This window comes from Bacillus sp. KNSH39, from assembly GCF_052656585.1.
This window is the reverse complement of the sequence record NZ_JBQXYO010000001.1, coordinates 1,139,491-1,153,385: the sequence shown is the minus strand read 5'-3', so window position 1 is coordinate 1,153,385 and position 13,895 is coordinate 1,139,491. Positions and strand designations below refer to the sequence as shown.

Here is a 13,895-nt window from a genome sequence, read left to right as displayed (position 1 = left end):
AATAGATAATATCCCATACTATACATTTTCATTTGCGGGCATTATTTATTGTTGGCTAATGTGATATTGCTTCTAACAAATACTTTTTCGTATTGTATCATGTAATTTCTCTAATCCAATTTCCATATCTTTCTCGTTTAACATTGAATAGCTAATTCTTAATTGGTTATCATTTGTTTCGTAGTTTAATAGACAAGCTGTTCCTGGTAAAAAAGAGACATCTACTTCATTTGCTTTTTGTAATAAGGTAAAGGGATCTATCGAATCAGGTAGTGTCACCCATAAATTAAAACCTCCATTTGGTATTTCAAAGTGTAGTTCTTTTAATGGCGATAATATATCAATTGTTAAATCACGTCTCATTTGTAAAGCTGTACGTAATTTTTCTAAATGGTTTTTCATACGTTCTGCACGTAAAAACGGTAGAAGTGCCTTTTGTGTTAATAAAGGACTACCGATATCCATTGAACCTTTTACTGCATATAGCCATTCAAAAATAGGACCATCGGCAATAAGCGCCGCGATACGCAGTCCTGGTGCTAACGTTTTACTAAATCCTTTTATATATATTACGTGGCCATCCTTATCAAAACTTTTGATTGGGGGCGGGATTATAGCATCTTCAAAATATATTTCTCCGAAAGAATCATCTTCAATGATAAAAAATTGATATAGCCCCGCTAGTTCTATAAGTTCCATTCTTCGTTCTTTACTCATTACTGTACCTGTCGGGTTTTGGAAGGTCGGATTCGTATACAATAAAACGGGATTTTTACTTTGACAAATATCATCAATTAAGTCGGAGCGAACTCCATGATTATCAAGAGAAACAGGAATGATTTGAACACCTTTATTGATGAAAACATCAAGCGCGGCACTGTAACACGGACTTTCTACTAATACAGTATCTCCAGGTTTTAATAATGTTTGAGCAATTAAATCAATTCCTTGTTGTGCTCCGCTTGTAATTAATAATTGAGATGGGTCCGTCACTAATTTCTGGTGTTCATTTAAGTAATTTGCTATTTCAACTCGCAATTCATAATCGCCTTGAACTGGCCCATAAGTTGCTAACAACATCGGATTTTTATCCAGCAATTTATGCATTTCGTCTGCCAAAAATGGATTTGGTAACAGACGGGGATACAGAATTGCTTGTGAAAAATCATAATATTTACGGTGTTTATTCATTGCATATTGAGAACGCATAACATTAATAGATCTTGATTGTTGCCATTTATACGGTATCGGTTTGAAATCTTTCTTTACACGTTTATATATGTAAGCACCTTTTCCTTGTTCGATGCGTATATACCCTTTCGTTTCTAACTGTTTATAAGCTTTACGAACAGTTAATACATTGATTTGTAAATCTGTGGCCATACAACGTAAAGAAGGAAGGGATTCACCATGTGAAAGCATACCACTTTGTACTCTTTCAACAATTTGCATATATATTTGCTTGTAATACGGTATGTTTGATTCTTTACGCAATACAATCTTCATAGGTTCACCTATTTTTCTTTTTAATTTAATTAAAGCGAAAAATATATAGGGAATCAACTACAACTTGAAGTAACTGTTATATGTACCGATACACTGTTATACACCATAGCCTCTATACTCATTTTAAGAGTAAAAAGGAGGAAGTAAAATGGTCATTTTTAATTACATTTTAGTATGTATTATTTTCGGGACAACATTTTTAACGATTAAAATTGGAATTGAAGCAGGAGCGCCACCGTTGTTTTCAGCAGGAATTCGTTTCTTTTTAGCGGGTATAATCCTTATGATTCTTTTTAAATTAAAGCGAAAAGAAATTATGCCACATATATTTTCAAAACGTATTATGTATGCTGGATTTTGTTTAACATTTATGACATTCGCAAGTTTATATTGGTCAGAACAATATATTTCTTCGGGATTAGCTGCTGTTCTTTCTGCTACGGGACCAATGATGATTTTATTAATACAAGCAAAGAGGAATAGGGAGAAATTACAAAAGGAACAACTCGTTGCTTTAGTTATTGCACTAATAGGTGTTATATTTGTTTCTTTACCAGGAATGCATCAACAAGTAAGTTTCATATGGAGTATTGCTTGTATTGTTTTAGTTATAGGGGAGCTATTTTACGGAATAGGCTCTATTCGTTCGAAAGAAATACTGTCAGATTTATCAAATGTATCACCATTTCTTATTAACGGTATTCAAATGTTTTATGGAGGGATTTTACTACTCATCGCATCTATTATTGTAGAACAACCAAATGTAACCGTATTAACTTCATGGAGTGTGCAATGGCCTATTTTATATCTCATATTTATCGGATCGATTGGTGGACACGGATTATATTACTGGCTCTTATCAAAAACAAATCCAGTATTTCCATCGACGTGGTTATATGTATCACCATTAATTGCAATAATTGTGGGATATATCATTTTAGGAGAGCCTTTAAATCCTACAATGGGAATGGGGGCTTGTCTTATATTGATTGGTGTATTTTTGGCCAATCGTTCAACACTACGGACTTATTTCAAAAAAGGGCGGTTATTAGAGAAGGAGATGTAGTTTAATAAAGCAACAGCCCTGTATATTACAGGACTGATAAAATCAAAAACACAGTTGGAAAAATAACCAACTGTGTTTTTGATAATTAATTCACTTTTTTAATAAAGCCTTTATAATGACGTTTTACAAGCTGGCTTTCTAACGTCTTCATAGTTTCTAGTGCTACACCGACAATGATAAGTAAGCTTGTACCACCAATTTGAGCAGAAGGTGGTAACGTAGCAATTTTCGTGAATACGAGCGGTAATATAGAAATTGCACCTAAGAAAATTGCACCGATAAATGTTAAACGGTATAAAATTTTAGTTACATATTGTTCAGTTGCTTTACCAGGACGAATACCAGGAACATATCCATTTTGCTTTTTCAAATTCTCAGCCATTTGTTCAGGATTTACTTGAATAAATGCGTAGAAGTATGTGAAAGCAACGATAAGACCGACATAAAGTGTCATTCCAATTGGATGTGCGAAATCAAGATTTGCAACTAACCATTTTGATACGCTTGAATCAGGGAAGAGCTGCGCAATTGTACGCGGCGTCATTAAAAATGCAGAAGCAAAGATAACTGGTATAACACCAGCACTATTTACTTTAAGCGGTAAATGAGTGTTTTTTGCTCCTTGATATTGATTGTTTCCTGAAACAGCTTTTGCATATTGGATCGGTATTTTACGTACAGCTTGTTGAATGTAAATAACACCAACAACTATCGCTAAAATTACGAGTCCAATTAAAACAATTTTTATTATGTGCATAAATAGCTGATCGCCAGCATTTTGGAATTGTTGTAAATAAATTTGATTTGCAACATTTGGAATCGCGGCAACGAGACCTGCGAAGATAATCATCGAAATACCATTACCAACTCCGTTAGCGGTAATTTGTTCGCCTAACCAAAGTAAAAATGCAGTACCTGCAGTTAAAACTGTCGCAATAAATAAGTATGTAGTCCAGCTTTGATCTGTTATTAATTGTCCACCTGCTATATTATTAAAGCCATAAGACATTCCGATGGCCTGTATGAATGCGAGAATGATTGTAAAGTATCGAGTGAATTGAGCTGATTTCTTACGGCCCATTTCTCCTTGCTTTGCCCATTCCGAAAATTTAGGTATAACATCCATTTGTAGTAACTGTACTATGATGGAAGCTGTAATATATGGTGTAATACCTACAGCAAAGATTGAGAAGTGTTGCAATGCTCCTCCGCCAAATACGTTTAACATACCTAGAACGTTAGCTTGATCTTGTACTTTTAATACCTCTGCGTTAGTATGAGGAACTGGAATAAACGTGCCAATTCGAAAAACGATTAACATCGCTAGTGTAAAAAGGATTTTCCTTCTTATCTCAGCTACTCTCATGAAATTTGAAATCGTACGAAACATTATGTCGCCTCCTATATTTTTATCAGTAAAAAACTGATTATTATACCCTATGAAGTAACCACAAACCTCCTTCCGCACTAAATTCATTTGACAAATGGATTTTCATACACTTTGTAGTTTTCACGGATATAAAAATATAAGGTGTTATATAAGCGACCTATACACTTCACGTAATCATTCAATACCCATAATATATCGAATAAATTAACAAATGTACATACATACGCATTAAAAATGAATAAATAGGGTCATTTTTTACATTTATTTAATGATAAATTGATAGGACATTATTATTCAAGATTGTTATACATGTTATCAATTAAAGTTTATCCCGCATTAACTGGTAGCCCGATTGGTTCAACTAATAATCAGTGGGGATGAACAAAACCATCGCTGATTAAAGTTTCACTTTATATGATTAGAGAATTCTTTTTATTTAAGAAGGAATAAATGTTAAAGAAAGCTAATTAAACTGTGTACATATTTATAGGGGAGAAGATATAAATGAAAGTTGTTATAAAAAAATTACCACCATTAGAAGTAGCGTATATAAGACGAACTGGTAGCTACTTTGAACCGCAAGATCACTGGGGAAAGTTACTGAATTGGTCAATTGAAAATAAACTGTATCCACCAGAGCAATCATTTATCGGAATATCATTGGATAATCCTGAACTTGTTGCAAGTCATAAGTGCCGGCATGATGCATGTGTTACGATTCCTGAAAACTTCGATAAAGAAAAGTATCATGATGTGCAATTTAAAAAATTAGATGGAGGTACATATGGTCTATACCAGTTCTATGATGAACCTCATAAATTAAGTGAAGCGTATCAATACATGTATGTAGAGTGGCTACCAAATAGTGAGTATGATGCAGATTATGATAGAGATAATTTAGAGTTTTGCTTAAATAATGTTGCTGAAGATCTAGACGGAAAGTTAAAGGTTGATTTATTTGTGCCAATTAAAAAGATATAAAAAAACAAATAAGTTCATTTGTGGCTTTAAAATAAAATTGGAATAGTAGTGAAAGAAAAACTTTTTTTGAAGATAATATCTCTAGCGTAGAAATTTAAGTATGTAGGTTGCAATGAAAGGAGAATCCACATGGATACAATTGTAAATGACAAGTTTTATGAAACGAGAAATCAATTAGTTGAGGAAATTACTTTGTTGAGTAATGCTCAATTTAATAGGAAACCAGATAAGGGTAAATGGAGTATTGCACAAATTTGTCATCATTTAGTTTTATTAGATGAGAGAGTGATAACAGTTATTTCGTCAGGATTAAAAAAGTTAGATAGTACCCAAAATGAGCGTAAAGAAATTCACACTATTTTATTAGATAGAACGAAAAAGTTTATAGCTCCAGAAATGATTGAACCAAGTATAGAACCATTTGAAGTGGAGCAAATGCTCAATATGCTAAACGAATCAAGAAAAGAATTGATGCGTTTCCTGAGTACAATAGAAGATGAGTCTATATTAGCGAAAAAATCAGTGATGCATCCAGCTCTTGGAGAATTATCCCTTGATCAGTGGATAGAATTGATCTATTTACATGAACAGCGTCATATTTCACAAATAAAAGAGATAAAATTGCTTTGTGAAATTGAAAAGTAAAAATTATTCCCTATTTATTGATACGTATTATAAACAGGGGAAACGGTTGATTCATATTGATTCAGAAGAAAACAAAAATAGAATGAAATTAGTTGAAAGTGACCAATAAGCTTAAGAAAATATGAAACTATCCGATTTTCTGTATAAGTGTAACCCCGTCTTAAATGAAGAGCGGGGTTATTTTTTTGAAAATGTTTTTATTTAGAAGGAGATAAATCAGCAACGAAACTCAAAAAATTAATCATCATAACATATTGTATATGCCCGTTTTAATAAATTGAAATGATGATTTTTATGATGATAAATGATATGTCCTTATTTTGAAAGTACACTTCACACTCTTAAGGAAGGGGTATTCTGTCAGGAAATGATAAAATACAATTCTGTCAGAGGATGTATGCAATTTATTCTCTTTATTTTTGCAACAGAACCACCTTCAAAATTATCTTTTGTAGTTGAAGTTTCCTGAATAATAAGTTACATTTTTAAAGTTCAAGCAACTTTATGAAAGTACAAAAAGGGGAGAAATATTATTATTATGCAAAAAATGAAATGGAAGAACTATGTATGTTACTTTGTAATTTTATTACTGCTTGGAACGGCAGTAATAGTCAAACCATCTATCTCTAAGGCTGAGGAATCTGAAGTTAATATTACATTGTTAGGTACTGCAGATATTCATGGTAGATTTATGCCTTGGGATTATGCGCTTGATGGAGCAAATATGAGTGGAAGTTTGACGCAGCTTTATACGGTTATAAAGAAGGTCCGTCAAGAAAATCCAAATACCATATTAGTAGATGCCGGGGATACAATTCAAGGAAACTCAGTAGAATTATTCAACGATAAGCCACAATCGCCAATGATGGTAGCGATGAATACAATGGGATATGATGCCTGGGCATTTGGAAATCATGAATTCAACTTTGGATTAGATACATTGAAAAAAGTTAGTGAGCAATATAAGGGAAAAACGTTAGCAGGAAATATTTATAAGGAAAATGGAGAGCGCTTTCTTCCTGCATATACAATTGTAGAAAAAGGTGGAATTAAAGTTGGGATTATTGGTATGAATACACCAATGATTAGTGATTTTGAAAAAGGGACAGATCACTTAAATGGTTTAGTGGTGAAAAATCCAGTAGAAGAGACGAAAAAGGCAATTAAGGAATTAGAAGGTAAAGTAGATGTAATGGTAGGAGTTATGCATATGGGATTAGAAAATGAGAATGGTATCCCTGGTACTGGTGTTCAAGATATTGCAAATGCTTGTCCGGAACTAAGTGCTATTTTTGCGGCTCATATGCATAAACTTGTAAAAAAAGAAGTTGTAAATGGCGTAATTATTACAGAACCAGATAAATATGGAACACATATTTCACGTATTGACCTTACTTTTACAAAGCAAGATGGGAAGTTGGCTTTAAAAAATAAAACTGCTACCGCTATACCTGTAAAAAATGCTGATGGGACAACGATATTATCCGATCCTACACTTGAAGAAACATTAACACCTTTTCACGAATATGCGAGAGGAGATGCAAATGTTGTAGTCGCTCAATTAAAGGGTAGAAATCTTGTTCCTGAAAATGAAATAAAGGGTATTCCAAGTGTTCAGATTCAAGAAACACCTTTATCAGATTTCTTTCATGAAGTTATGCTCTACTACAGTAAAGCAGATGTAGTAGCCCATCAAATTGATAATGATTATGCCCGTTTAGATACAGGCCCTATTAAGAAAAAAGATATTGCGTACAATTACCAATATGCCTTGGGAGAAATTACAGTATATAAGATTTCTGGAAAAGATTTAAAAGACTATATGGAATGGGCAGCAGGATATTTTAACTCATCTCGTGCCGGAGATGTAACCGTTAGCTTTGATAAAACCCGCCGTGCATCTAAATACAGTACGAACGATTTCTTTGGAGGCGTAAAATACGAAATTGACTTAACAAAACCATATGGAAGCAGAATTACAAATTTACGCTCTATTCGTACAAACAAACCAATCAAAATGAGCGATGTTATGACGTTGGGAATGAATGCATATAGAATGGAGGCTCTTCAGGCAAAAGGTGGAGCTTTAGAGGGGCGTAAGTTTGAACAAATTTGGTCATCTAAACAAGAGAATGCATTTGGAGAAACAGGCGGAACCATTCGTAACCTTGCTATTACATATTTAAAAGAGGTAAAGAACGGTGTATACACACCAAAAGTTATGCATAATTGGAAAATTACTGGTGTAGATTTACATTCTTCAGAGCATAAGGCGGTAGTTGATCTTGTGAATAAAGGGATTTTAGAAATTCCAAAAACAGAAGACGGAAAATACACAAATATAGCATCTATAAATACGAAAGACTCAATTTCAAAAGAAGAGATTATATTACTCTCACAAAAAGCAAATATTAATCCAAATCAGTTTAATCATGTAAAGACAAAAGGTGAATTTTACAAAAAACTTAGTAGGATTACTAAAAAAATATAAATTATAAAATTTCTTATAGTAATTGTTATTTTAATAACATTAAACCCACTCTTACAATAGTAAAGAGTGGGTTTTTATGTTGTTATTTAGAGGTAAGTATACTTTTATTACAATGAATATAGATAATTAATAACTAACCAATTGGGTGAGCACCTATAAGGACTCTCTTTTATTCAAATTAATGTACATATGTGTTCCGTTCATTATTTATAATATTGACCACAATTTATGTAATTTTGCATAATGTTACATAAATTGTGTATTTTCTCTTTTTTTAGACATTAATAGACAGTATACTTTGTACAAGCTTTCTATTTCAAAAATTATACGAGGTGAAATAATGAAAAACAAAAAGACATTAACTAAGGTAGCATTAACAACAGGATTAGCTTTAACAGCTGTGGCACCATATGGGGTAGGTCATGCAGAGGAAACAGATCAACTACAAGTTCAAATTCAGGAGGAATCGTTCCGTTCGGGTGAACTTACACAACCGTCACAAAAGACACCAGAAAATGTAGTAAAGGATGCACTTAAGGAGAAAACAGAGCAAGCTCTCTCCCAAAAACAAGTCAATGGAGAAGCAGGAGTAGATTATAAAGTCCTTCAAAAACGTGGTTCGTATGATGGAACTACACTTGTGCGTATGCAGCAAACATACGAAGGAAAAGAAGTATATGGACATCAATTAACTGCACACGTAGATAATAAGGGTGTTATTAAAAGTGTTTCAGGTGATAGCGCGCAAAATTTAAAACAAGAAGAATTGAAAAAACCTATTAATCTATCAAAAGATGAAGCAAAACAATATATTTATACGAAATACGGGAACGATATCAAGTTTATTTCTGAGCCAGAAGTTAAAGAGGTTATTTTTGTTGATGAAAATAATGGACAAGCTAGCAATGCATACCAAGTTACCTTCGAAGCTGCAACACCAAACTATGTTTCTGGTACTTATTTAGTAAATGCACAAAATGGTGATATGTTAAAAAATATGGTACAAGAATCTAACTTAAAGGCCAGTGACAAACTAGTTGGAGCTTTAAAGAAAAGTAAACAAAGCAGTCTTACATCATTAACCGGAACAGGAAAAGATGATTTAGGTATTAATCGTTCATTTGGTATCTCTAAACAAAGTAATGGCAAATATGCTCTTGCTGATTATACAAGAGGGCAAGGCATTGAAACATATGATGTGAATTACAGAGATATTACTAAAGAAGAAAGCTATTATCCTGGTACATTAGCGACAAGTACTTCGGCAACATTTAACGATCCAAAAGCAGTAAGTGCTCATTACTTAGCAACAAAAGTATTTGATTTTTATAAAGATAAATACAAGCGTAATAGCTTTGATAATAAGGGACAAAAGGTAGTTTCAGTTGTACACGCTTGGGATTCTGAAGAGACGAATGATCCGAAAAATTGGCAGAATGCATTAAGTGCTAATAATGGAAGTATGCTTGTATATGGCGATCCTATTGTTAAAGCATATGACGTAGCTGGACATGAATTTACACATGCTGTTACTTCTAGCGAATCTAATCTTGAATATTACGGGGAATCCGGTGCGATTAATGAGGCGCTATCTGATATTATGGGAACATCTATTGAGAAATACGTAAATAATGGAAACTTTAACTGGACAATGGGAGAACAAACGGGATCTGTTTTCCGTGATATGGAAAACCCAGCTTCTGTGCCATCTTCACTTGGAGTGCCTTATCCAGATGATTACAGTGAATTTAACGATTTTAATGGATGGGATCAAGGCGGTGTTCATTTTAATTCAAGTATTATTAATAAAGTTGCGTATCTGATTGCAAAAGGCGGAACTCATAACGGAGTAACAGTTAAAGGAATTGGTGAAGATAAAATGTTTGATATTTTCTATTATGCAAATACAGATGAGTTAAACATGACTTCTAATTTCAAAGAATTGAGATCAGCATGTATTCGAGTGGCAACTAATAAATATGGTGCGAATACAGCTGAAGTTCAAGCAGTTCAAAAAGCATTTGATGCAGCAAAAATTAAGTAATTTAGAAATATAGTTATCATTCATATATTAATACATTATGAAAAACAGCTAATGTCATTTTAAGGATATTAGCTGTTTTTTACGTAGCAATGTATTATTGAAAATAAACTGACTAAGCAATAATGAGGCACTTTACCTGTAAGAAGTTGTGACAAATAAATAAGGTTTAAAATATATAAAAACAGAAAATTAATAATATATTGACCTCTTGATAGAAAGTCTATAAAATGAAAGCGATAACAAACGATTGCTTTAAAATGTTTTCCCTGATTTTTTAGTATTTACAAATATATGAAGGCATAAACAAATCTATTTTTTTAAGTATTAATGCAAACGTTTTCGTATTAAAAGGTCATTGAAATACATACGTGAAAATAGCCGATATGGAGGTGAAGTAAAAGAGATTTCTAGATTAATTTAAGCAGTGTTATTCAGTGTAAGCATAATAAATCGTTAGTAATATTTGAAGAAAGGGTGTATGTGATGCAAATTATAAAAAGATTAATTAACAAAACAGTTTTATTACTTACTTTAATCGTTATGTTATCATCTGTTTTCTCCTTTCAGAGTGTGAAGGCAGTTTCAAATTCGAAAACAACTGAAATTATCATTCATTACAAAGAAAAGCTTGGAAATACAAAAGACTGGAATCTTTGGTTATGGGGAGAAAATGCAAATGGTACATCTTATGAATTTACTGGTGAAGATGAATTTGGAAAATACGCTAAGATAAAAATAGACGGTGACTATAATCGTGTAGGATTTATAGTTCGAACAAATGAATGGGAAAAAGATGGTGGGGATCGTTGGATTGAAAATATAAAGGACGGTCGTGCTGAAGTATGGATTCTTTCGGGTGATGAAAAAGTATATAATTCTAAGCCATCATCGGATCTCTCAATTCAAAAAGCAACTATTGATAGTTTCCATGAAATTACTGTAACGACTAATGTCCCGTTTCATATTAAGGAAAAGAAAATTGAAATTGAAGGCATTAAAATTAAGAATATTACTCCTTATGATATAAACAGTGGCGATATTACTAATAAGGTCAAAATAATTACGGAACAGAAAATTGATTTAAAACAAACATACAAAGTTAAAATAGAAAACTTAGCTGATACGAATACTGAAATTGGTAAAGTCATTCGTAGCGAAGAATTTGATAATTTATTTTATTATGGTGGTAACGATTTAGGAAATACATATACTCCGCAACATACAAAGTTTCGTTTATGGGCTCCTACTGCAAGCGAAGCAAAGTTAGTTACATATAAAAACTGGAACGATAAAATAGGTGCTGAAATAAACATGCAACAAGGTGAAAAGGGAACTTGGACAGCAGAACTAAAGGGGAACCAAAAAGGGCTCTTTTATACGTATAAGGTCAAAATTGGTGATAAGTGGACTGAAGCGGTTGATCCATATGTGCGTGCTGCTTCTGTAAATGGGGATAAAGGTGCAGTCGTTAATTTAGAAGAAACAAATCCGAAAAAATGGAAAGCAAACAAAAAGCCAAAATTTAAAAATCCGGAAGATGCTATTATTTATGAGTTACATGTACGCGATCTTTCCATTCAACCTGAAAGTGGTATTAAACAGAAAGGGAAGTATTTAGGTGTAACAGAAAAAGGAACAAAAGGGCCAGAAGGTGTAAAAACAGGACTTGATCATATAAAGGATCTTGGTGTTACTCACGTTCAGTTTTTACCGATATTTGATTATGCTTCTGTAAATGAAGAGACTTTAAATGAACCGCAATATAACTGGGGATATGATCCTAAAAATTTCAATGTTCCAGAAGGCTCCTATTCTACAAATCCTTATGAGCCGACTGTGCGAATAACTGAATTAAAGCAAATGGTTCAAACACTACATGATAATAATCTTCGAGTGGTGATGGATGTAGTATATAACCATATGTATAACGCTGCTGAATCTAATTTCCATAAGTTAGTTCCAGGTTATTATTATCGTTACAATGAAGATGGAACATTTGCAAATGGAACTGGAGTAGGAAATGATACTGCTTCAGAAAGAAAAATGATGAGGAAATTTATGATAGATTCCGTCACATATTGGGCAAAAGAATACAATTTAGATGGATTCCGTTTTGATTTAATGGGTATTCATGATTATGAAACGATGAATGAAATACGTAAAGCTGTTAATCAAATTGACCCTTCTATTATACTACACGGAGAAGGATGGGATTTAAATACACCTCTTGCAGCTGAGCTAAAAGCAAATCAAAAAAATGCAGAGAAAATGAAAGGGATTGCTCATTTTAACGATAATATACGTGATGGGTTAAAAGGTAGTGTATTTGAGGAAAAAGAAAATGGTTTTATAAATGGAAAGGAAAACATGGAAGATCGTATTAGAAAAGGTATTACGGCAGGTATTGACTACGATACAAATTCGTCTACCTATCAAGATCCAGAGCAGGTGCTAACTTATGTGGAAGCACATGACAATCATACATTATGGGATAAACTTGAGTTAACTAATCCAGGTGACAGCGATGAAGTGCGAACACAAATGCACAAATTGTCTTCTTCGATTTTATTAACATCACAAGGAATTCCATTTTTACATGCAGGGCAAGAGTTTATGCGGACGAAATACGGTGATCATAATAGTTACAAATCTCCAGACTCAATTAACCAGATGGATTGGCTGCGCCGTGCAACGTTTAATAATGAAGTAGATTATATGAAGGGTTTAATAGAATTACGCAAAAAGTACTCAGCTTTTCGAATGACATCTGCAGAGCAAATAAAAACACACGTATCATTTATTGATGCTCCCAAAAATACTGTAGCTTATATAATAGAGGGGAATAAACATGAATACTTTACAGTGGCTCACAATGCAAATAGAGAAGCTGTTGAAATAACACTTCCATCGAAAGGGCCTTGGAAATTACTAGTAGATGGCAAGCAGGCGGGAAGTAAACCACTTTATGTTGTCCATGACAATAAAATTAAAGTTCCTGCATTAAGTTCCATTGTTTTAAAATCAGAAAAACCAATTAAATAAAAGCGAAGAGTGTGGAAATAAATACTGAATTGAGCAAAGTTAATAAGGATTGCAAATGAAAAAGCGAAGTGAAGATTATTCTCACTTCGCTTTTAAAGTTAATTGTAATATAATTTCACATACTGTAATTATATTACAATTTAATAAAAGAAATAAGCAATAGATTATTTCTTTTATGACAGTAGGAGGAGAAGATATCTTTGAGTTTATTTATAAAATTACCTGAAATACATTCGTAATTCATATAATGTTTATTATATATTCGAACATATAACGAACTAGATGTTCGAGTTGTATTAACTCCTACAAATCGTTTAAAAATAACAAAGGCGTAAAAAGTATATGGAATTAAAATAGAGAAAAGACACCATTCAAGGTGTCTTTTCTCTATTTTGAATATGAAATGTAAGTAACTCGATTGTATGTAATAGTATGTGATATTTTCACACTAACTGATTAAGAAAAATTTAAAACTCTTTTCTTAATCTATTTGTAATAAATTACATCATAAAATTTTATCGATATAATAAATAAAACTTTCTCAACATTATTTGATTTAATAACTATATTCAACCGCTCTCCAATCCATTACAATAATTTCACATTGGAAATACATGAATATTCTCAATGTTATAAATGGTTTATACCTTATAGGATTACTATGGGAAAGGATGTGAAATATCCAAAAAGAAATCATTTTTTATGATGAAATAAAAAATTTTAATGAAGA

8 protein-coding genes are annotated in these 13,895 nt (G+C 32.6%); 6 read left to right on the top strand and 2 right to left on the bottom strand.

The window, feature by feature from the left end:
- Positions 1 to 72: 72 nt before the first annotated feature.
- The gene (gene pdxR / locus ACUL40_RS05690) at positions 73 to 1,506 is read right to left on the bottom strand and encodes a MocR-like pyridoxine biosynthesis transcription factor PdxR (protein WP_000706780.1); all 1,434 of its coding nucleotides are present in this window, start codon (positions 1,504 to 1,506) and stop codon (positions 73 to 75) included.
- A 148-nt stretch (positions 1,507 to 1,654) separates the two neighbouring features.
- Between pdxR and ACUL40_RS05685 the strand changes: the two genes are divergently transcribed.
- Complete coding sequence (locus tag ACUL40_RS05685; protein WP_000234340.1) at positions 1,655 to 2,572, top strand: DMT family transporter; 918 nt, start codon at positions 1,655 to 1,657, stop codon at positions 2,570 to 2,572.
- A gap of 85 nt (positions 2,573 to 2,657) precedes the next feature.
- On the opposite strand, the gene secY is transcribed toward ACUL40_RS05685, so the two are convergent.
- Positions 2,658 to 3,962: a preprotein translocase subunit SecY gene (secY, locus tag ACUL40_RS05680; protein WP_000490135.1), complete on the bottom strand. Its 1,305-nt coding sequence runs from the start codon at positions 3,960 to 3,962 to the stop codon at positions 2,658 to 2,660.
- A gap of 504 nt (positions 3,963 to 4,466) precedes the next feature.
- Between secY and ACUL40_RS05675 the strand changes: the two genes are divergently transcribed.
- The 5 genes from ACUL40_RS05675 to pulA all read left to right on the top strand — a co-directional run bounded on the left by ACUL40_RS05675 (position 4,467) and on the right by pulA (position 13,165).
- On the top strand, positions 4,467 to 4,943 hold the full coding sequence (locus ACUL40_RS05675; protein ID WP_000869612.1) for an AraC family transcriptional regulator: 477 nt from the start codon (positions 4,467 to 4,469) through the stop codon (positions 4,941 to 4,943).
- Between the two features lie 129 nt (positions 4,944 to 5,072).
- Positions 5,073 to 5,588 (top strand): DinB family protein, encoded by a 516-nt coding sequence (locus tag ACUL40_RS05670; protein WP_445422869.1) that lies wholly within the window; start codon positions 5,073 to 5,075, stop codon positions 5,586 to 5,588.
- A 538-nt stretch (positions 5,589 to 6,126) separates the two neighbouring features.
- Complete coding sequence (locus ACUL40_RS05665) at positions 6,127 to 8,079, top strand: bifunctional metallophosphatase/5'-nucleotidase (protein ID WP_001171089.1); 1,953 nt, start codon at positions 6,127 to 6,129, stop codon at positions 8,077 to 8,079.
- Positions 8,080 to 8,419: 340 nt separating this feature from the next.
- Entirely contained in the window at positions 8,420 to 10,123 is a 1,704-nt protein-coding gene (locus tag ACUL40_RS05660) for a M4 family metallopeptidase (RefSeq protein WP_000791460.1), read from the top strand.
- Positions 10,124 to 10,606: 483 nt separating this feature from the next.
- Positions 10,607 to 13,165: a type I pullulanase gene (pulA, locus tag ACUL40_RS05655; RefSeq protein ID WP_445422868.1), complete on the top strand. Its 2,559-nt coding sequence runs from the start codon at positions 10,607 to 10,609 to the stop codon at positions 13,163 to 13,165.
- Positions 13,166 to 13,895 lie beyond the last annotated feature (730 nt).

Excerpts from the sequence above, each read along its gene's own strand:
- ACUL40_RS05670 (WP_445422869.1), top strand. The coding sequence starts at position 5,073 with ATGGATACAATTGTAAATGACAAGTTTTATGAAACGAGAAATCAATTA.
- ACUL40_RS05685 (WP_000234340.1), top strand. The coding sequence starts at position 1,655 with ATGGTCATTTTTAATTACATTTTAGTATGTATTATTTTCGGGACAACA.
- pulA (WP_445422868.1), top strand. The coding sequence starts at position 10,607 with ATGCAAATTATAAAAAGATTAATTAACAAAACAGTTTTATTACTTACT.
- ACUL40_RS05675 (WP_000869612.1), top strand. The coding sequence starts at position 4,467 with ATGAAAGTTGTTATAAAAAAATTACCACCATTAGAAGTAGCGTATATA.
- secY (WP_000490135.1), bottom strand. The coding sequence starts at position 3,962 with ATGTTTCGTACGATTTCAAATTTCATGAGAGTAGCTGAGATAAGAAGG.
- ACUL40_RS05660 (WP_000791460.1), top strand. The coding sequence starts at position 8,420 with ATGAAAAACAAAAAGACATTAACTAAGGTAGCATTAACAACAGGATTA.
- pdxR (WP_000706780.1), bottom strand. The coding sequence starts at position 1,506 with ATGAAGATTGTATTGCGTAAAGAATCAAACATACCGTATTACAAGCAA.
- ACUL40_RS05665 (WP_001171089.1), top strand. The coding sequence starts at position 6,127 with ATGCAAAAAATGAAATGGAAGAACTATGTATGTTACTTTGTAATTTTA.